Source organism: Psychrobacter sp. UBA3483 (assembly GCF_002377905.1).
GTDB lineage: Bacteria > Pseudomonadota > Gammaproteobacteria > Pseudomonadales > Moraxellaceae > Psychrobacter.
The window spans coordinates 63,907-84,282 of sequence record NZ_DFQS01000050.1; the positions used below are offsets into that span (position 1 = coordinate 63,907).

Genomic DNA, 20,376 nt, shown 5'->3' on the forward strand with positions numbered 1-20,376 from the left:
TGTCCCCAAAATCTGACTTCAAAGACAGATAACCAACTTTTAGACGTAACAACAGTAAGCATAAAAACGACACCCATACGGCAGTATCGTTTTTATGGCTGCGCGTTACGGCAATCAAGGACAGTAGTTATGTGGAAGAATATGGGATTAACGGGCAAGATTATTGTTGCCATGGTGCTGGGTATCATACTGGGTTTAATTATAAACTATTCAGGACTGAATACTGAAGGCAGCTTTGTTAGTGACTATGTGACCAATGGTTTATTTGCCATTATCGGTAAGCTGTTTGTTAACTCGCTAAAAATGCTGGTTGTACCCTTGGTACTGATTTCGCTTATTTGCGGAGTTTGCGGCATCGGTGATATACGCTTGCTGGGTCGTATCGGTACCAAGACCTTTTTTATCTATATGATGACAACGGCACTGGCCATTGCCACTGCGATTGGCCTTGGTGTGCTGTTTGGTATCGGTAAAGGTATGGATATCGAAACAGAAGCGGCATTTGAGGCGCAATCAGCACCGCCTCTGCTTGATGTATTTTCCAATATTATCCCATCCAACCCCATCAGTGCGATGGCGAATGGCGATATGCTATCGATTATTTTCTTTGCTATTTTAATCGGTATCAGTATCTTGATGGTTGGTAAACCTGCTAAAGGTTTGGTGCAAAGCTTGGAGCTTATTAACGAAGTCATCTTAAAGATGGTGACCATCATTATGAACCTCGCCCCTTATGGTGTGTTTGCGCTATTAGCAAAAGCCATGTCAGAGCTTGGCTTAGACCTTATCTGGTCGCTGCTTGGTTATGTCGCGGTATTGATTGGCTCGCTTGCCTTCCATTTCTTTGTGACCATGATGATTGTTCTGAAGCTGGCTTCAGGCCTATCGGTGCGAACCTTTTTAACAAAAATGCGTGAAGTACAGATTTTTGCGTTTAGCACCTCAAGCTCGAACGCGACGATTCCAATTACCTTACGTACTGTGACCAAACGTATGGGCGTCAACAACTCTGTCGCTTCGTTTACCGTGCCCTTTGGTGCCACCATCAATATGGATGGGACGGCTATCATGCAAGGAACGGCGACCATTTTTATTGCCAATATCTATGGTATTGATTTGGGCATCACCGAATATTTGACCGTTATTTTGATGTCGGTGCTTGCCTCCGTTGGTACAGCAGGTGTTCCTGGGGTTGGTTTAATTATGCTCTCGATGGTTTTTGCACAAGTAGGCTTACCAATCGAAGGTATTGGGCTTATCTTAGGGGTGGACCGTATCCTTGATATGTTGCGTACTGCTGTCAACGTCAGTGGTGATGCAGCGGTAACCGCTATCGTCGCGAAGTCAGAAGGCAAGATGGATTTGGCTATTTATAACGACCCTGATGCGGGTACAAAAGACGTCTTCGATGGCCATATCGATGAAAACAGCGAGCGCGAATTCTCTGAAGTCTTTAGCGATGGTATTATGGGCAGTGAATACGACGATATTAAACGTGGCTAGTTTTAATAGTGGTGAAGTTCAATATAGCTAGTGTGAATATAAAATAACCGATGATGAAAGTTTGGTAATAAAAAAACCTCAGTTGATTTTGAACTGAGGTTTTTCTATTTATATCGTAAATTAAATAAGGTTTTTAAAATTCATACCAATACATATTAACCAAACACATATTTCGTCAGCATCGCTATACAAACCAAAACAATCATTGGACGAATCAGTTTACTACCGCCTTTGACAACCATATGCGAGCCAAAGTACGCTCCTATCGTCTGTCCGACCATCATGGCCAGTCCCACTTTCCACAACACATTACCGCCTAGAATAAAGAAAATAAGCGAGCCAATATTGGTGGATAAATTGAGCACCTTTGCTGCGCCCGTTGCTTCAATAATTTGACGACCACGCAGTGCCACATTGCCTAAAGCAAAAAACATTCCCGTACCTGGTCCGATATAACCATCATAAAATCCAATCAAAGGCGCCACTACCTTTTGCCACGTGCTTTCTGAGATGCGCGGTGCGGCTTCCACTTCACCCAACCTTGGGGCAAATAAAGTATAAATACCAATGGCCGCAATCAAAAACGGAATCAGCTTTTCTAGCAAATCAGGCGGCGATAACTGCACGGCAATCGTACCAAGCACAGAACCAATAAAAGCCGCGATAATCGCAAATTTGATACTTTGAGGTTTGATAACACCTTTTTTAATCATGGTAATAGACGCCGCGAGCGCCCCTGACGCCGCTTGCAGCTTATTGGTGCCTAAGGTTAGCACAGGCGGGATATTGGCAAGCAGCATGGCAGGAATGGTCAATAAACCGCCGCCGCCCGCGATGGCATCAATAAAACCTGCCAGCGCCGCAACCGCCGTCAGCATTAAAATAATCTCGATAGAGAGCGATACGTCCATGACACTGACCTTGAAAATTTATAATAAAAAGAAGCAAGCTTAACGTTAAAATTTGTGTAAAGGCGCTCATTATAAAGATAAAACCGTAAAAAAAACCAAAAACCTAGCAAAGTCTGCTAGATTTGTTATATCCACTAAATTATTAATAGGTACTTTGACAGTCGTTGCTTATTCAGGAAAGCTGCATAAAAGCGTTAACGTATTTAATTGTTTATATGAATAAAATTATGAGAAACTAGATCCATCGGTTTGCTACGTCATCTTTAACGACAATTACGGCATGAATGATGAGGGTTTATGGTTTGGTTAAATGGATTTGAGCAAGCCAAAGTAAGAAAGCAAGCCTGCGCAATTTAGAAATTTGAGTTTTTTGCACGATTTAGCACGTTTTATTGAGTGAATGAGGATAATATGGCAATACAAAGAATCAGAGCATTTTTCAACCTCGAAGCGTCAGGCGGCATTGTCTTAGCGCTGGCAGCTATCGCGGCAATGATTATTGCCAACACGCCTCTTAGTACTTGGTATGAATCTTTTATTCATGCGCCCGTCGCCATTCAAATCGGCAGCTTTGCGATTGCAAAAGACGCCCATCACTGGATCAACGATGGTCTGATGGCGGTGTTCTTTTTTTTAGTTGGTCTTGAGCTTAAGCGTGAAGTGCTTATCGGCGAGCTCTCCAACGTCAAACAAATTATCTTACCCGCTGGCGCGGCATTGGGCGGCATGATTATGCCTGCTATCGTCTACTTACTCTTTAACTATAATGAGCCTGAATTTTGGAAAGGTTGGGCCATTCCGGCGGCGACCGACATTGCTTTCGCCCTTGGTATTTTAAGCTTACTTGGCAATCGCGTGCCAAACTCGCTCAAGGTATTTTTGGTATCCATTGCTATTTTTGATGATATTGGCGCTATTTTAATCATCGCTTTGTTTTATACCAGTGACTTATCGCTCGGCTCGCTCGCTGTCGCTGCTTTGTGTTTACCGTTCTTATATCTACTCAATCGCCGTAACGTCACCAGCATTACCCCTTACATATTAATCGGGGTGATTATGTGGATTGCCGTGCTCAAATCTGGCATTCACGCGACCTTAGCTGGGGTGGTACTCGCGTTATTTATTCCGTTATTTGACCGTACTGACCCTGAACACTCACCGCTTGAAGAGCTTGAGCACGACTTACAAAATACGGTGTCTTACGGTATTCTGCCATTATTTGCCTTTGCCAATGCCGGTATCTCACTCAAAGGCGCAGGCTTTGCCGAGCTGTTTCACTCCGTGCCACTCGGTATTGCTGCCGGACTGTTTATCGGTAAACAAATGGGCGTGATGCTGATGTGCTGGTTAATTTTCAAATTGGGTATTTCTACCATGCCGAAAGGTATGACCTTTAAGCAAATCTATGGCGCAGCGTTACTGTGCGGCGTTGGCTTTACCATGAGCTTATTTATCGGTGGGCTGGCCTTTGGTGGCGCCACACCATTATTTGATGAGCGCTTAGGTATCATTATGGGTTCAATCGTGTCTGGTATCGCAGGTTATTTAATGCTAAAAGCCACCCTAAAAGACGAGGTCAGTAATACCTCGGTGGACTTAACCCATCATTCTTAAGCACTCATTAAGCGTGAGCGACTTATGACTATCACGCTAAATAAGCCGCTTAATGCGCTTAAGATGAGTGGATAAAAGCAGACGATATAGAGTAGATAATAATATGGATGCCATCGATATTGCTAAAAACAATGCCAAAGGAAATAGCGCCAGTGCTCGACAAAAAACTGACCCTAAGCCTTCAATTCACGCTTACCAGCGCCATGGACGCACGACGGCGATTGATGACCATAGTGATCTACAAGTCTTAAAGCGTATTAACCGTTATTTATTACCAAAAGACTCTGTTATTTCGCAAGAGTTGTTGGAGGAAATGGTTGCAGGCTATGATATCGGTGATCCAGTGGCAGATGCATTAGCCGCTGACGGTATTCGTTTTGCCAAACCCTTGCAGCAATTTGTCATTAGCGATAGTAATGGTGGCAATGAAAGCAACTTCGATACTAACCTTTTAAACAACCCTGCATTTAACGCCTTAACCGAGCAATTTAGCAGCCATCCTGCTTGGTTTGACCCTAAGCTTGCACACATCGGTGCAGTTGCTTACCGACGTTATCCATTGATGCTGATTTGGCTGTTACGTAATGTCGCGTTAATGGCCGGCTATAGTATTCCCGCCCTCTCCCTACCGCTCATTCAAACGGGTGCATTAATGCATGACGCCCTACCACGTTTGATGCGTACGTATGCCTATATCTTAGCCGTCTCTGAACATCCACAACTAAACTCTAGCGCTTATAATAACCGTCAACCGATAGAGCAGGTATTGGCGATTGGCTCAGAAGGCTGGCGGCAGTCTATCAAGGTGCGGCAAATTCACACTACAGTGCGGCAAAACTTACTCAAAGGTAAAGGCAATGCCGCTAAAGGTATCATACCGAGTACCGACCAACACCATCATCCAGATGGCAGTTGGAATACTGACTATTGGGGTCTACCGATTAATCAAACCGATATGATTGCCACCCACTTGCAGTTTTCATTATTGATTATGCGCGGGTTGCGGCTGCTTGGCGCCCGTATCAGCACTGAGGAAGCAGAAGGTATCTTGCATTTATGGAATCTTGCCAGCTATTGGATGGGCGTTGATTTACAGCGCTTACCAAAAGATGAAGCCGCTTGTTGGGAATGGCTCTATACCTATTTATCGATTCAACAGCTTGATTTTAAAATGGGTCAGCCACTAGCCAAAGCGCTGCACGATTTGCCGCGGCAGCTGATGGGTGAGGACAATCGCCGTGGACGTTTCGTTGAAATGGTCAATGCCAGCGTGACGCGCACTTTGGTCGGCGATGATATCGGCGACGGGCTGGATCTACCAAAATCGAAAATCCGTTTTGGCGTCTTATCGTCGGTGCCGATTCTTTTTGCGCTTGATACGGCACGCCAGCACAATCAAAGTGTGGCTGAAAAATTAGAAGCCTTCCGCGCCAAACGCCAAGATAATATGAATTGGTGGCTAAAGAAAAACGACGATTATTATAAATAAAGCATGATAAATGCAGGCAATTTAAAGGGAGGAGTCACTTACTATTAGATAATACTGATAACAAATAATATTATGTAAATCTATAAACCATAACTAGAAAGCATATGTTGAATATTATTAGTAGTAAATAGAATATGTTAAGCCATTATCAACAGCGTCTACAATAACTATAATAAATCCGCAAAAGACGCACTTGGCTTTGATTAGAAAATGCTGCTACTTTAGATACTCCAATGAATCACCGCAAGCGACTGACGTGTTAATGACGCGTATTCTGGATGCGGTAATACCACTCGAGTTGCCGATCAAAGCCCGTCTCTAACAAGCTGGCTATGACGCGTCCTGTCAGACCCCAAACCGTTTCACCATCGACCTGCCAACTAGGCGTGAGGATAGTCGCGGTCTGATCTTGCATCGTATATTCTATCGCATACTCTACAGTAGGCTGGGTGAGCAAGGTTTCAAAATCTGCCCAAAAGATACGCGAGATTTCACCAAGCTCAGGTACTAGCAATAAATCCGGCGCAATCAGCGCCACAATAGGACGCACGCTCATGCCGCTTTTTGAAGTTTGAATCGGTAACTGGCCAAGCAGTTGGACTTTATCAGGTGGCAGTGCTGTCTCTTCGCAGGCTTCACGCAAGGCGGTGACGACATTATTACCGTCGCTGGCGTCATGCTTACCGCCAACACAAGAAACTTCGCCAGCATGACTGTTCATATGGGCGGCGCGGCGCGTTAGTAGCAGCTTTGGATGGCGCTCATGGGTGATAGCAACCAATACCGAGGCGTCAGCAATCGGTGTCTGATACAGGCTCTCTAAGACACGAGCGCTACGAGAAGTGTTAGAGCTGTTGTACAACGCAGGTCTGGTGACAGCGTTTAAGGTCTCATGCTGCACGCGTTCCGCCAACTTTCGAATGGTGGGATAACGAATAAAGTCTGGCACAGCGACTGAAAATTCATCGAAGTGGACAGACTGCGGGGGGAGTAACATTATTATTGCCCTATATTTTTATCAGTATGAAGCATCAAATAGCCATTAAATATAAGTACTGACGACACAAGTAACCATTTTAAAAATCACATATTCTTAGGAAATGTTTGTGGATAAGATTTTTTCATTAAATAAGATGCAGGGAAAAACCGATGATTGCCCGCAAAGATTACCATTGGTCATCATTGCCCTTGCTTGGGCTGGCGGTACTTTCGCCACTGCCATACTGGCGCTGTTAGGCAGTTGGCAAAACGTTGCCATGATTTTAGGCTCATTTGGTGCCAGCTGTTTGCTTATTTTTGCTTATCCCGAGAGCCCCTTTGCCCAACCTAGAAACATCGTCGGCGGCCATCTTATCACCACTTTTACGGGTCTATCGTTTTTGACCTTGTTTGGTATTGAGTGGTGGAGCTTATCGCTGGCGGTCGGTACGGCGATTGCGCTGATGCTATTGTTACGCGTACCGCATCCACCCGCTGGCTCCAATCCCTTAATCGTCATGCTCGGTGGCGTCAATTGGCATTTTTTAGTCACCCCTACGCTAATCGGTGCACTCGCCTTGGTAGTGGTGGCTTTGATTTATAATAATATCGGTCGCGGTCGTCATTATCCGCGTTATTGGTAAAGCCATCCTGCAAGGTAAAAGGTAAAGCGATCATCTATTATTTGATATCAGTCTAGCCTAGCGCAATCTGAACACGACTGCATATAATTTATGTGACTGGGCTGGCGCGGTCATCGCTGCCCCGGCAGTGACGCTTAAAAATGCCTTTTTTCATAGACACAAGGCTAGCTACAATTGGCTTAGCAAAAATGTGTGCTTTTTATTATCACTGCCAGTGCAATGAGAATTTGTGTTATCTTAGGCTTAATGGCTATTATCAAATAAAACTTGATAGGCTAAAGTCATATTATTTTATAAAACAAGAATTATAATTCTTCAAATAATGACAACCTTTTCTCATTCCTCTTTTTTATTATATAAGGCAGTTGATATGCGCTATTGTCTACAATGCGGTCATGAAGCAGAACGCAAAATACCAGCCACCGATAATATGCCGCGCTTGGTATGCCCAAATTGCAATTATATTCATTATGAAAACCCAAAAGTTATTTGCGGCTCACTGGTCGTGCATAAACACAGAGTGCTGCTATGCCGCCGTGCGATTGAGCCACAATATGGCTTATGGACGCTGCCCGCAGGCTTTATGGAAAATGGCGAAACCATGGCAGAAGGCGCAGCGCGAGAAAGCTTTGAAGAGGCAGAAGCAGTGGTTACTAATCCGCACTTATATTGTTTATATGATATTCCTGATATCGGGCAAATCTATAGCATCTATATCACCGAGCTAAAAGACGGTGCCTACGGTATTGGCTCTGAAAGTCTGGACTGCGCGTTATTTGCTGAAGAAGACATTCCATGGGACAAGCTCGCCTTTGAAGCGGTACGCCGTACCTTAAAGAGCTATTTTGCTGACCGCAAAAAGTTTGATGACCATAACGACTTCCCTATTCATCAAGATATGATTGGTAAGGACCAAGCCATTAAGCGTTATTAATACAGCTTTTAAAACTATTTACCCGCTATAAAAACTGCCGCTATCAATCTAAATACTGAGAGCGGCGGTTTTTTATACAGTCAATAATTTGCTATGACTGATTTCACGATAAGTCAAAAACTAGCTTTTAATCTTGCAAACCTTAAAGCCAAGCTCTTTAACCGCTGCCTCTTTATCATAAGGTGCTAATACTGCACGAACATGATCCTTTCCTTGCAAATATTGCTTAGCCACACGTTGTATGTCATCGATAGTGACGGCTAATATTGCCGCACGCATTTTACGCTGCCAGTCGACGCCGCGATGATGCAGATTGGCAAAGCAGGCTTTTACCGCCTCTCCTGCTGGAGAGCCTGGTTTATCCATGCCTGAGATAATACCTAAGATGGCTTCTTCTAATTGCTCGTCGGTTTGCGGCTCATTTAATAACCACTCGATACTGGCTTCAAAATGCGAAAAAGTTTCAGCACACTGCGGATCGCGATAGCTAAAGAACTTAAAGGCGCACGCGTTAGAATCGTAGCCCGCGCCACCACCATAAGCACCGCCGCGCTCACGAATGGCACTATGCAAGTAGCCATTGCGCAGATACGGCGCTAACACCATCAAGGCAGCGGTATCAGGATGGTCGGCTGCTGGCACGGTATATGCGCTAGCATTATGATAGACGTTGGTCGGCACTAGCCACGCCAAATCGTCAACATCGAGCGCCACCCCACTTTCTAGTGCTTTGACCGCGTCTTTCTCGCCATTTAACGCCGCCTCAAGTTGCAACTCGGCAAACTCGCTTGGGATATTGTCTTCAATACCTGCATCAGAGTTTGTGATTTTTTCAGCAATCTTTGGCGCTTGGCTGTCTTTCCAGCTCTCAACAATTAAATTACTTAAACGTTCAGTTTGCTCGGCTTCACAGATAATGACGGCGTGTTTCGGCAAGCTGATTAAACGTTGATGTAAATCCATCAAGCTGGTTGCCAATTTATCCCACTGCGCATCATCAGTACTGGCATGGGTTAAGAAGTCTTTGAGCGCGTTCAATGCTGGCAGACCGCTACGTACATATTCTAACTGTGCTTGGCGACTCATGCCGCGACTGGCGGTTTGCATGGCATAAGAATGACCAGAACCGGCAAGGTTTGACTGCCAACCAGCTGCGCGCTGCTGCAAAATCTCTTTGATACGGTCATGTTCGCTAAAGACGCTGTGCTCCATGACTTCTTTAAGCAAATCAATGGCTTCAGGCTTACGATTTAGCGCCCGCGTTGCCACCACAAAGTAACTACTAATCGCTTGACTGTCATCGATATTGGTACGCTGGCTGATTCTTGCGGTCACGCCTGATGAATGCGCCGCTTGCTTAGCTTGCATCTCATGAGCGCTTAGCGAATCCGTACCGAGCTCAGATAATAAGCTTAAGTAAATTGGCAATAATGGATGATTAATTACTTCATTAACGGGTAGCTCGCTTGTATCCTGATTACCAATCGCATCGGTCAACGGCACAATCACTTGATAATAGTATAAGCCATTGGTACCGGCTTCATATTCAAATAAGGTGCTCTCTTGTCCGCTTAAATTTACTTGTTTTTGTGTGCCTTGTTTAAAGCTGATATCGGTCGGGACATCTTCTAAGCCAACTTTTGGCAACAAGCTTAAATCATCAGGTGCTGCTTGGCGAGCTGCCAAATCAAGGGCTTGTTGCTTTAAGATGGCTTTATCATCAGCAGTCAAATCCATCGCAATGGTATCAAGACGGGTTTGCTCAGCGGCTGCCAAACGGGCTGTTTTTTCGCTATCAGGCGTCAACGTGACACGGACACGATGTTGATTATCAAGTAAATGAGTCTTGATTAAATTCGGTAACCACTGTTCGTCTTTGACTTGCTCACGCAGCCATTGCAAGTGCTCATCAACTTCCCAGACATCGATAGGGTTGCCATCATGAATCGCCGTGCTAAAGCCTTCTAGCATGAGATTTAGACCATAAGGCATACTATCGCCACCGATATGACGCTGATCTATCTCGATTTGATGCAAAATGGTTTCGATGGTTTCCTCATCGATTGGTTTACTCGCGACCTCTTTAAGCAAATCAAGAATGCCCTGCTCTACCGCTTCGGCATGCTCAGGGTTTGAACCGCGCAGACCGGTATAAAAGACCATTTCATAATGACTATCATCGAGTCCCAATAATGGACTTGGCGCTTTACCGAGTGAATGGCTGTCCAAATACGCACGCAGCGGCGAACCAGCATGCTCAACCAACACGCCTTCTAACAGACGCAACGCCAGACGCTGCTTTGGATCGGTAATTGATGGCAATAACCAAGCCACCACATGATGCGTTTGGTCAGGACCGGCTTCGTCAGCAGTATAAGTGTCAACCGCGCTGATTGGTGCAGACAGACGCTTTTCTGGACGTGAAACGTGTTTTTTGCCCGCTTCAAACTGAATCAAGGCATCGTCATGGATTTTTGCTTGCGTTTGGGCAACCGGAATATTACCAAAGCTCATAATCACACTGTTTGATGGGTGATAATGACTTTGATGGAATTCAACCAGCTCATGATGGGTCAAATCAGGAATATCAGCAGGATCGCCGCCCGAATTATAATGATAGGTCGTTGTTGGGAACAAGTGATGGGCGACCGTATGATAGAGCTGGTCAATCTCGCCACTCATCGCGCCTTTCATCTCATTGAACACAATACCTTTAAACTGCGGTTTATCATTTTCGTCTAACTCAACGCGGATGCCTTCTTGGGCAAAATCCAGCGGATGAATATTCGGGAAAAACGACGCATCAAGATAAACGGCCAGCAAGTTAAAATAATCGTTCTTATTTTGCGTGGCATACGGATAGGCGGTCCAATCAGCAGCAGTCATCGCATTCATAAACGTATTTAATGAACGTTTAATCATCGAAAAGAACGGGTCGCGGACAGGGAACTTTTCAGAGCCACACAAAGCCACGTGCTCTAAGATATGCGCCTCACCTTTTGAGTCCATTGGCTGGGTACGAAAGCCGACCAAAAAAGCATTTTCGTCACTCGGATGGGCTAAATGGTAATGCATGGCACCTGTCTTGACGTGCTGGCTTATCAGCACATCCATTGATAATGCCTCAATGTGACGATGCTCAAGCAGCTCAAACGCTGGATGCAGGGTTAAATCAGCGGTAAATGGCGTGTCAGTCATAGTTGTCCTTATAGAGTAACCTGATAGCTTCTTCGTCAAGCGCTCATGTGGCCGTTAACTGATAAAGCAGCTCAGGATAAACAATCAAAAATGAAAAGGTTTATATTTATAAAATTGATTGGTCTAAACTTAATAATGTTATAAAAATAACAGTGTTATACAAAATACAGGTAATCTTTCAATAGAATGGCAGTTATCAGCTAAAAAGAATTTGCCTAACGAAACTAGATGGGGCTTAGGGCTTGATAAGTCAAGATAGTGCTAGGAGAAAAATAATAACGCTTCAAGATTAAATCATAAAGATAGTGTGGATTTAACAAAGCCTACTTAACAGCAGTCAGTAGTAGTGCTATAGTTGAAATCATCTGTCAAAAGGAGCAGCTCATGAGTTACGAACATATTTTATTGGTCACCGACTTGATGTCCGACGCTGATGTGGTCGCCCAAAAGGCCAAACGTATCGTCGAGAATCGTCCGAACGCCAAATTATCGGTATTACATATCGTCAAAGATACCATGGTCGGCTTTGGCTATGAGCTGGTGCCTGCCTCAAGTTTATACGATGAAATCGATGATGAACGCTGCCAAGAAGCGCGTGCCAAACTGGCTCAGTTTTTGGAGCGTAACGACTTACATGCGGTCAACTCTGAAGTGACCACTGCCATCTCTAACAGTGAAGGCATCGTCAATTATTGCCATAAGCATGACGTTGATTTATTAGTCATCGGTCGTCATGAGCGACATGGTATCTCGGCTTGGCTTAGTGGCGCGACGGCAGATAATATCTTGCCAAACGTCCCATGCGACAGCTTAGTCGTGAGACTCGATAAACCCGTTAATAAATAACGCTAAGAACAGACTTAACATAATTCCCAAGTTATTTAAAACCATTAAAAAAGCTCATTAAAAAAAGCGCACTGTGTGACAGTGCGCTTTTTTACTGTTCGTTAAAACAGTAAACTTTCTCACTACAATCTCTATAGTGAGTGAAAAGTAATATCGATATATCACGTACTACTGATATCAATTTTTCTTGCTTGCTGTGCCTGCGCAGACAGAGGCTACAAAAAATTGATATCAGCAATACCATAGTATTTTTAGGATATTTTGACTATACAGTTACCAGTAAAATCAATCTTCTATCAAAATATCAATAAAACTCTGCCAAATCGGGCTTTGATGCCGGGCTTTATGCCACACGAGCCACCACGTGCGCGCTAAATCGATACCCGCTACTTTCACCTGCACCAACTTCCCTGCCGTAAGTTCTGCCTCAATGACATACTGCGATAAACAGCCAAGCCCAATATCGGCGCTGACCATATGCTTAATCGCTTCTGACTGCTGAATCGCCATGACAATCTCGGCATGCGGCAGATGTTGCAATAATTGCTCATCTATTATTTGCCGTGTCCCCGAACCTGCCTCTCGTACCAGTAATGGCAGCCTTGCCAATTGTTCCGCGCTGAGCTCATAGCATTTTTCTTTATCGTTATAGGCCATGTCTGCCAGCCATTTACTATGAGATTTAGCAAATACCATCAAGGTATCGGTGCGCCAAGCGCGCTGCTCAATGACTTTCATATCTGTCGGGCGCGGCATACCTTCTACAAGCGCAATATCAATATTTAGTTGTTCAACCTCGCCGACCACTTCTTGGGTATTGGCAATATACATATCGATATGGGCATCGGGTAGCGCTTCGTACAATTTGGCAAGCAGCGGCGGCAGCACATAATTGCCGATCGTGGTACTCGCACCAATATGAATCTGCCCTGCTTGATGCTTATGATAATGCTCAAGCGCTAAAGCTTGTCCCAAAATCGCTTGCGCCTGTATATAGATAGGATGGGCGTTTGGATGCTGATTGAGCCTGCGCCCGACGCGCTCAAATAGCGGCATTTGCAGCCGTGCCTCCAGCTCAGTGAGCGCACTACTGACCGCCGACTGCGATAAATGCAGCGCTTCACTGGCACGGCTGGTACTGCCAGTTTGATAAATACTGACAAACACCGATAGCTGCTTCAGGGTAATTTTTGGTAGCGTCTGAACGGTCTTTTTCATAATGTCTCTGACATCCTATACAAACTAAAAACTTCTAAAAAATCACTTAATATCAGAAACTACTTACTAACCTAATAAATCGATAGCTTATATCTTATTAATCTGTTTTTATTATAAATCAGTTTGTCTTATACTGTCTATTCATAAGCTTATGCTTATTTCGATTATAGAAGATAAAAAATAGGATGCGTACGATATGAACGCAGTGGCACAAACCATGAATAATTACTTCCCGCATAATCGTCATGCGATGGGACTTATCGTCGTGCTGATTGGGAGCTTGTTTTGTTTGTGGTTAAATGTCAGCCTAAACACATGGTCAAATGGACGCATTGTTGGTCTGTCATCGTTGACGCTAGCAATTTTACTTGGCATGGTACTTGGCAATACGATTTATCCAAATTTTTCTGATCAATTAAGTGCGGGTGTTGGTTTTGCTAAAGGTCAAATACTGCGCCTAGCCATTATATTTTATGGCTTTAAGCTAACCTTAACCCAAGTCGCAAGCGTTGGTATGCCAGCCGTTATGACAGATGCATTGGTGCTGACCTCGACATTTTTAATCACCTATTGGCTTGGCACCAAATGGCTAAAGATCGATAAGCAAACCACTTTATTGATTGGCTCAGGTGCCAGTATTTGCGGTGCGGCAGCGGTGATTGCCGCCGAACCTGTGGTCAAAGCCGAAGCGCATAAGGTCACCATTGCCGTTGCCACGGTAGTCGTATTTGGCACAATTGCCATGCTGCTCTATCCGTTTTTATATCAGCTTGGCTGGCTACAACCTTGGTTAAACGCCCAGCAATACGGCATTTATACTGGTTCGACCATTCATGAAGTAGCGCAAGTAGTGGTCGCCGGTAATGCCATTAACACCGAGGTTGGCAATACCGCAGTCGTCACAAAAATGATACGAGTGATGATGCTAGCACCTTTTTTATTGATTTTATCGTTTGCCTTAACCAAGACCAGCAACGACAATGACGAAAAGCCGTCATTTATAAGTCGCGTGCAACAGGTTAAAGTACCTTGGTTTGCCTTTCTTTTTATTTTAGTCGTGTTGCTGCATACGTGGGTGCCGATGACAGCAAACTTTGAGCAGAGTATGGTCATGCTTGATGATGTGCTACTTACCATGGCGATGTTTGCTCTTGGTTTGACCACTCATATGAGCGCTATTAAACAAGCTGGCATAAAACCGCTGATACTTGGTGCGATTATGTTTACTTGGCTGATCGTCGGTGGCGGTTTGATCAATATTGGTATTAGCTCTCTTTAAATAAATCAACGGCTATCAAACGATCAACATAACCTAAAGCAATATTAAAAAAGCCTACAACTGATATAGTTCGTAGGCTTTTGCATGGTAGAGACATTTTATTTATTGGTATCAAATAAGTGCCATTAAAATTTAGACGAAAAAAAACGAACCCTAAGGCTCGTTTCTTTATTCATCTTGCTCTAGTTGTCTATAAAGACAAATTAGATAGCAACGATGTTATGTGCTTGTGGGCCTTTTTGGCCTTGAGTTACAGTGAACTCAACTTCTTGGCCTTCAGCCAAAGTTTTAAAACCTGAACCAGTGATTTCGCTGTAATGAGCAAAAACGTCTGCGCCGTTTTCTGGAGCGATGAAACCAAAGCCTTTAGCTTCGTTGAACCACTTAACTGTACCTTTTTGAACGTCTGACATAGTCATAACCCTGATATTTAATTTATTTTTGGCCTAATTGGCCGGTAACGCTTGCAAATAGCTACTGAACGATAAATATTAAAACGAAGGATTATAACTAATACTACGAGGTAATGATTTGGTGCAGAACTGCTCTTAAGCTTGCAAGCATTATAGGTGGCCTAGCGCAGTATGGCAAGCCTTATCTTATCTTTAGTGTAACAAAGCGCAATTATTGGCTATTTTTTGACCTTATTTGCTTTATTTTTAGGTATTTGGCAAAGATTTTAAGCATTTATTCTATATGTTTAGGCATTTGGCAAACGGAATAAATATATTGCGACGCTACTACATACAGCTGCAACGAGCCATGCTACCCATAGCGTATCGGCTGGCAAGCGATAAAATAACATCGCCGTAGATATAGACATCATAATCGTCGCCAACCACTTGGCATACAGCGGTACGGCGCGGCGCTCTTCCCAATCACGAACAAACTTACCAAAATACTTGTGATTAATGAGCCAAAAATGAAAACGTCGTGAGCTACGTGCCCAGCAACCTGCTGCCAGTAATATAAAAGGGGCTGTCGGCATGACTGGCAATAATGCGCCAATAATCCCCAGTACAAAAAACACCCAACCAAATATCAAAAATGCCCAACGCACCGCGGGGCTATTATGCTGATTGGTCTTTGGTCGGTAGTAAAATGCTTTTTTATTTTCGCTCATATAATTAATGTCATTGGCTTAGATTTGTTATGGTTTAAGCATGCTATAGTACTCAAAACGGTGCAAGGTTATTTTTACGAGGTTTTTGCTATAAGTAGGTATGTTTAGTTAGGGGTTGGGTAAGTTAATTGACATACTTCTTATTATATTAAAATGCAGTTTATTCACGCATTATAATAAGAAAGCCACCTAATCAGGTGGCTTTCTCATATATAAGATTAGTTAAATACTACAACGCTTTTAACTCTTCCATCTGCGCTGTCATCGTTTTAAGCTGCCCTTCTAGCTCAGCCAGTTTCGCCTTCTCAGCCTCAACCACTTCGACTGGTGCTTTACTGACAAAGCCTTCATTACTAAGCTTGCGGGCGATACCTTCGGCTTGACCTTTCAACTTATCATATGACTTGCCCAAACGTGCCAGCTCAGCGGTTGGGTCAATTAGCCCTTTCATTGGCACAAGCACGCGTAGCTGACCGACCATACTTGATGACGACAATGGCACTTCATCACCTTCTTTCAGTATCTCTAAGCTCTCAACTTTGGCAAGCGCTTTGAACTGGTTTTTGATACGTGATAGACGCGCATCTTCGTCGCTAGAGATATTTTGTAGGAGCACTGGCAGACGTACCGCATTACCCAGTTTCATCTCGCCGCGAATATTACGCACGCTAGCGATTAGCTCTTGTAGCCACGCCATATCTGCCTCAGTTTGCTCACTGATTTGGGCAGTATCGGTTTGTGGATAGTCAGCAACGACGATGCTGTCGGTATTCTTACGACCCAGTAGCGGTGCAACCGTCTGCCAGATTTGCTCAGTCAGATACGGCATGATTGGATGACTAAAGCGTAGCGCCGTCTCTAGCACATGCAGCAGCACATAGCGGATTTGCGCTTTACGCTCCTCTGTCACCGAGTCATCATTGAGGCTGGCTTTGGCAAGCTCAACATACCAGTCACAGTACTCATTCCAGATAAACTCATAAATATCATGGCTGACCATATCGAGGCGATACTGGGCAAAATGCTGATGGATATTGCTAATCGTCGAGTTTAGACGACTCATGATCCATTTTTCTGGTAATTCCCAAACATCCGCGTTGGCGCTTTGGTCAATCGTTTGCGCATTGCCTTCTTTATCGACACAGTTCATCAGTACAAAGCGGCTGGCGTTCCAGATTTTATTACAGAAGTTACGATAGCCTTCGACACGTTTTAGATCAAAGTTGATATCGCGACCGGTACTGGCAAGCGAGGTAAAGGTAAAGCGCAGCGCATCAGTACCGTAGGCTGGGATACCTTCTGGGAACTCTTTACGGGTTTGCTTCTCAATTTTCGCGGCGTCTTTTGGGTTCATCATATTGCTGGTGCGTTTTTCCACCAGTGCTTCCAGATCAATACCATCAATAAGGTCGATAGGATCTAAGACGTTACCTTTTGATTTGGACATCTTCTGACCGTTACCATCACGTACCAAACCGTGCACATAAACGGTTTTAAACGGTACTTGCGGCGTGCCATCTTCGTTTTTGACGAAGTGCATGGTCAGCATGATCATGCGCGCGACCCAAAAGAAGATAATGTCAAATCCAGTGACCAATACGCTGGTCGGGTGAAAGGTTTTAAGGACGCGCGGATCAGCGTTCGGGTCTGCCCAGTCAAGCGTACTAAATGTCCAAAGGCCCGAGCTAAACCAGGTATCAAGCACATCATCGTCTTGGCGCAATTTGACGTCGTCGCTTAGATTGTATTTAGTGCGCACTTCCGCTTCATCACGGGCAACATAAATCTCACCTGTCGCGTCGTCATACCACGCAGGGATACGATGTCCCCACCATAGCTGACGGCTGATACACCAGTCCTGCAAGTCGGTCATCCACGACATATACATATTTTTATATTGCGCAGGGACGAACTCAATACGACCATCTTCTACGGCATCAATCGCAGGCTTAGCAAGCTTACTCACCGCTACATACCATTGATCGGTCAACCATGGCTCAACAATGGTGCCGCCACGCTCAGCACGTGGGGCTTTGAGCGCGTAGTCTTCGATATCTTCTAGCCAACCTTGCTCGTCCGCTTGCTCAACAAGGAATTTACGCGCCGCAAAACGCTCAAGTCCAGCATATTCACTTGGCGTCGTTTCTAGCGTTGGCTCACGCGTTTGCAAATCGACGTACACCTCCATCGCAGGTAAGATATTGGCGCGTTCATCAAGGATATTAATCAATGGCAAGTTATGACGACGACCGAGTTCATAGTCATTAAAGTCATGGGCTGGGGTGATTTTCACACAGCCGGTACCAAATTCGATATCAACATAATCATCGGCAACGATAGGCACAATGCGACCAGTAATCGGCAAGGTAATGGTTTTGCCAATCAAATGCGCGTAACGCTCGTCCTTTGGATTGACGGCAACGGCGGTATCGCCCAGCAAGGTTTCAGGGCGCGTGGTCGCTACAACTAAGTAATTTTTGCCGTCTTGAGTCGTCAAATCTTTATCAGTAAAATGATAGCGGAAATGCCATAGGCTGCCTTTTTCGTCGACGTTTTCTACTTCTAAATCTGATAGCGCCGTTTGGAACTTAGGATCCCAGTTGACCAAGCGCTTACCACGATAAATCAAGCCATCATCGAATAGGCGTACGAACACTTCTTTTACCGCATTAGACAAGCCATCATCCATGGTAAAGCGCTCACGCGACCAATCAACCGAGCTGCCAAGGCGGCGAATCTGGCGGGTAATATTGTCACCCGACTCTTCTTTCCACTCCCACACCTTATCGATGAAATCTTCACGCGTCATATCACGGCGTTTCAAACCTTGCGCTTCCAAACGACGCTCAACCACCATTTGGGTGGCAATGCCTGCATGATCAGTACCCGGTTGCCACAGTGTGTTGTCACCATCCATACGGTGATAACGCGTTAGTGCATCCATGATGGCATTGTTAAAGCCGTGACCCATATGTAGTGAACCGGTGACGTTCGGTGGCGGCAAGGCGATAGAAAACGACTCGTCTTTATCAAAGCTTGGCTTAAAATAACCGTTTTCTTCCCAACCTTGATACATGCCTGCTTCGACATCGCTTGGATTATAGGCGTTCTCTAATTGGCTTAAGGCCGCCTGAATCGATTGGGTCAGGTTGGTTTTGGTATTATCAGGGGTATTAGAAGTACTCATAATAGAATGGTCTTTTATTAAAAATGAAAGTGGTCAAACAAAGTTATCGAAAAATAGGAAAAATGATTAATAGAGTGATTTTAACGCAGATAGGCAGATTTTGTTAGATGCTAAGGACATTTATCAGTCTTCAATGGCGGATTTACAACAGTAATCGGCTGAACACCCAACACAATAAACGCTGTGCATACGATAGAATAAAGAGAAACCTAAATTATCATCAGATAAACAGCGAGCCGACCGTGTCCAAAGATACCGCGCACAACGATAACAATAGAAGTAGCAATAACAGTCACTCTAAAGCTGAAAAAGGAGAGGATGTACGCTCTATAGATGATGGCACTTGTTATAAAGACAATGCTCAAGGTGATAGTGCTGAAGTAAAAAGAAACAGCGTTGAAGATAAAGCAGACGGCAATGCTAACGCACAGAACGACTCCGATACTACAGAGAACTTAGAGGACGAAGATTTCTCTGAGGATATTAGCGAAGAAGACAAAGAAACCATCAAAAAAGTAGCCAACGATGACAATTTCAGCCAAGCCAAAAGCTATGCCAGTATCTTGGTTGAGCAGGTGATGGATGCCAGAGAAACTTTTGAGCGTTCGCTTGGCTCGTTATTTACCAGTGCTTTTACTGCAGGGCTTGAGATTGGTATCAGCTTCTTTATGATTTTATCAGCTTTTGCGCTTTTGAGTGGTGTGGTCCCAAGCCATTACGCCATCGTCCTCGCTTCCCTACTTTATCCGATTGGCTTTATCGTTGTTGTCATCGGTCAGTCGCTTTTATTTACTGAACAAACCTCACTGTTGAGCCTGCCTGTTCTCAACAAAATCGAACCCTTACACAAATTGTTACGCCTTTGGGGCATTGTCATCGCCGGTAACGTCGTTGGTGGCTGTTTATTTGCCGCTTTGATGATAGGTTTGGGGTTAAATATGCAGCTGTTTAGCGTCAGCGACATTGATGTCTATGCCGAGCATATCTTAGGGTTTAGATGGTGGGTGATATTTGGCAGTGCCATCTTGGCAGGCTGGATGATGGGCGTCACTGCATGGCTTGTGACCTCAGCACGCGACACCCTTAGCCGTATTGTTTTAGTGACGTTGATTACCGGCAGTATTGGCTTTTTAGGTTTGCATCATAGTATCGTCGGTAATATTGAGATATTTTCTGCTTTGCTTTATGGCAATACTGTCAGCTTGGGGCGCTATTTGCTATTTTTAGCAGTGATATTGGTGGGCAATACCGTTGGGGGTGTAGTGTTTGTCGCGGTACTGAAAAATCGAACATTCTTATTTGATATTGCCAAAGCAAAAGAAGAAACCGCCAAAGATAAAGCAGATGAAGAAAATAATATAAACAGCCGTATAAACACTCGCCGTCCTTATTAAAAATAATCTGTTATACCGTTTTAACGCGTCTTTTTAAACGCAACGCCCCTGTCCCATA

The 20,376-nt window shown here is 44.4% G+C and carries 15 protein-coding genes; 8 read left to right on the top strand and 7 right to left on the bottom strand.

Annotated features, from left to right (window positions below):
• The first annotated feature begins 129 nt into the window (after positions 1 to 129).
• Positions 130 to 1,503: a dicarboxylate/amino acid:cation symporter gene (locus tag B2866_RS09240; protein WP_296193194.1), complete on the top strand. Its 1,374-nt coding sequence runs from the start codon at positions 130 to 132 to the stop codon at positions 1,501 to 1,503.
• A gap of 155 nt (positions 1,504 to 1,658) precedes the next feature.
• Here the strand turns inward: B2866_RS09240 and B2866_RS09245 are convergent, their stop codons facing one another.
• Positions 1,659 to 2,414, bottom strand: a complete 756-nt coding sequence (locus B2866_RS09245; RefSeq protein ID WP_296193197.1) for a TSUP family transporter — start codon at positions 2,412 to 2,414, stop codon at positions 1,659 to 1,661.
• A 411-nt stretch (positions 2,415 to 2,825) separates the two neighbouring features.
• On the opposite strand from B2866_RS09245, the gene nhaA reads away from it, so the two are divergent.
• Positions 2,826 to 4,028, top strand: coding sequence for a Na+/H+ antiporter NhaA (nhaA, locus tag B2866_RS09250; protein WP_296193200.1), 1,203 nt, complete (start codon positions 2,826 to 2,828; stop codon positions 4,026 to 4,028).
• Positions 4,029 to 4,131: 103 nt separating this feature from the next.
• Positions 4,132 to 5,517: an oxygenase MpaB family protein gene (locus B2866_RS09255; protein WP_296193202.1), complete on the top strand. Its 1,386-nt coding sequence runs from the start codon at positions 4,132 to 4,134 to the stop codon at positions 5,515 to 5,517.
• Between the two features lie 259 nt (positions 5,518 to 5,776).
• On the opposite strand, the gene B2866_RS09260 is transcribed toward B2866_RS09255, so the two are convergent.
• Complete coding sequence (locus tag B2866_RS09260; RefSeq protein ID WP_296193205.1) at positions 5,777 to 6,514, bottom strand: NUDIX hydrolase; 738 nt, start codon at positions 6,512 to 6,514, stop codon at positions 5,777 to 5,779.
• Between the two features lie 103 nt (positions 6,515 to 6,617).
• Here B2866_RS09260 and B2866_RS09265 point away from each other — a divergent pair, with 103 nt between their 5' ends.
• Together B2866_RS09265 and B2866_RS09270 are read left to right on the top strand one after the other, a co-directional pair.
• On the top strand, positions 6,618 to 7,139 hold the full coding sequence (locus B2866_RS09265; RefSeq protein WP_296193207.1) for an HPP family protein: 522 nt from the start codon (positions 6,618 to 6,620) through the stop codon (positions 7,137 to 7,139).
• Positions 7,140 to 7,509: 370 nt separating this feature from the next.
• Complete coding sequence (locus B2866_RS09270; protein WP_296193210.1) at positions 7,510 to 8,073, top strand: NUDIX hydrolase; 564 nt, start codon at positions 7,510 to 7,512, stop codon at positions 8,071 to 8,073.
• Positions 8,074 to 8,193: 120 nt separating this feature from the next.
• Here the strand turns inward: B2866_RS09270 and B2866_RS09275 are convergent, their stop codons facing one another.
• Positions 8,194 to 11,271, bottom strand: a complete 3,078-nt coding sequence (locus B2866_RS09275) for an insulinase family protein (RefSeq protein ID WP_296193212.1) — start codon at positions 11,269 to 11,271, stop codon at positions 8,194 to 8,196.
• Positions 11,272 to 11,655: 384 nt separating this feature from the next.
• On the opposite strand from B2866_RS09275, the gene B2866_RS09280 reads away from it, so the two are divergent.
• Positions 11,656 to 12,117 (top strand): universal stress protein, encoded by a 462-nt coding sequence (locus B2866_RS09280; RefSeq protein ID WP_068403584.1) that lies wholly within the window; start codon positions 11,656 to 11,658, stop codon positions 12,115 to 12,117.
• 285 nt (positions 12,118 to 12,402) lie between these two features.
• Here B2866_RS09280 and B2866_RS09285 read toward each other — a convergent pair whose 3' ends face one another.
• On the bottom strand, positions 12,403 to 13,335 hold the full coding sequence (locus tag B2866_RS09285; protein ID WP_296193219.1) for a LysR substrate-binding domain-containing protein: 933 nt from the start codon (positions 13,333 to 13,335) through the stop codon (positions 12,403 to 12,405).
• 196 nt (positions 13,336 to 13,531) lie between these two features.
• Here B2866_RS09285 and B2866_RS09290 point away from each other — a divergent pair, with 196 nt between their 5' ends.
• Positions 13,532 to 14,614: a YeiH family protein gene (locus tag B2866_RS09290; protein ID WP_296193222.1), complete on the top strand. Its 1,083-nt coding sequence runs from the start codon at positions 13,532 to 13,534 to the stop codon at positions 14,612 to 14,614.
• Positions 14,615 to 14,817: 203 nt separating this feature from the next.
• Here B2866_RS09290 and cspE read toward each other — a convergent pair whose 3' ends face one another.
• The 3 genes from cspE to B2866_RS09305 form a co-directional block, all read right to left on the bottom strand.
• Positions 14,818 to 15,027, bottom strand: coding sequence for a transcription antiterminator/RNA stability regulator CspE (gene cspE / locus B2866_RS09295; RefSeq protein ID WP_068403593.1), 210 nt, complete (start codon positions 15,025 to 15,027; stop codon positions 14,818 to 14,820).
• Positions 15,028 to 15,314: 287 nt separating this feature from the next.
• Positions 15,315 to 15,737 (bottom strand): YbaN family protein, encoded by a 423-nt coding sequence (locus B2866_RS09300; RefSeq protein WP_296193225.1) that lies wholly within the window; start codon positions 15,735 to 15,737, stop codon positions 15,315 to 15,317.
• Between the two features lie 229 nt (positions 15,738 to 15,966).
• On the bottom strand, positions 15,967 to 18,924 hold the full coding sequence (locus B2866_RS09305) for a valine--tRNA ligase (RefSeq protein ID WP_296193228.1): 2,958 nt from the start codon (positions 18,922 to 18,924) through the stop codon (positions 15,967 to 15,969).
• A gap of 242 nt (positions 18,925 to 19,166) precedes the next feature.
• Between B2866_RS09305 and B2866_RS09310 the strand changes: the two genes are divergently transcribed.
• A complete protein-coding gene (locus B2866_RS09310; protein WP_296193231.1) occupies positions 19,167 to 20,318 on the top strand; it encodes a formate/nitrite transporter family protein in 1,152 nt (383 codons plus the stop codon).
• Positions 20,319 to 20,376: the final 58 nt, after the last annotated feature.

What these genes read in the sequence shown, in the direction of transcription:
- B2866_RS09305 (WP_296193228.1), bottom strand. Translation starts at nt 18,924, where the DNA reads ATGAGTACTTCTAATACCCCTGATAATACCAAAACCAACCTGACCCAA.
- B2866_RS09280 (WP_068403584.1), top strand. Translation starts at nt 11,656, where the DNA reads ATGAGTTACGAACATATTTTATTGGTCACCGACTTGATGTCCGACGCT.
- nhaA (WP_296193200.1), top strand. Translation starts at nt 2,826, where the DNA reads ATGGCAATACAAAGAATCAGAGCATTTTTCAACCTCGAAGCGTCAGGC.
- B2866_RS09285 (WP_296193219.1), bottom strand. Translation starts at nt 13,335, where the DNA reads ATGAAAAAGACCGTTCAGACGCTACCAAAAATTACCCTGAAGCAGCTA.
- B2866_RS09245 (WP_296193197.1), bottom strand. Translation starts at nt 2,414, where the DNA reads ATGGACGTATCGCTCTCTATCGAGATTATTTTAATGCTGACGGCGGTT.
- B2866_RS09260 (WP_296193205.1), bottom strand. Translation starts at nt 6,514, where the DNA reads ATGTTACTCCCCCCGCAGTCTGTCCACTTCGATGAATTTTCAGTCGCT.
- B2866_RS09255 (WP_296193202.1), top strand. Translation starts at nt 4,132, where the DNA reads ATGGATGCCATCGATATTGCTAAAAACAATGCCAAAGGAAATAGCGCC.
- B2866_RS09290 (WP_296193222.1), top strand. Translation starts at nt 13,532, where the DNA reads ATGAACGCAGTGGCACAAACCATGAATAATTACTTCCCGCATAATCGT.
- B2866_RS09270 (WP_296193210.1), top strand. Translation starts at nt 7,510, where the DNA reads ATGCGCTATTGTCTACAATGCGGTCATGAAGCAGAACGCAAAATACCA.
- cspE (WP_068403593.1), bottom strand. Translation starts at nt 15,027, where the DNA reads ATGTCAGACGTTCAAAAAGGTACAGTTAAGTGGTTCAACGAAGCTAAA.
- B2866_RS09300 (WP_296193225.1), bottom strand. Translation starts at nt 15,737, where the DNA reads ATGAGCGAAAATAAAAAAGCATTTTACTACCGACCAAAGACCAATCAG.
- B2866_RS09240 (WP_296193194.1), top strand. Translation starts at nt 130, where the DNA reads ATGTGGAAGAATATGGGATTAACGGGCAAGATTATTGTTGCCATGGTG.
- B2866_RS09265 (WP_296193207.1), top strand. Translation starts at nt 6,618, where the DNA reads ATGTTTGTGGATAAGATTTTTTCATTAAATAAGATGCAGGGAAAAACC.
- B2866_RS09275 (WP_296193212.1), bottom strand. Translation starts at nt 11,271, where the DNA reads ATGACTGACACGCCATTTACCGCTGATTTAACCCTGCATCCAGCGTTT.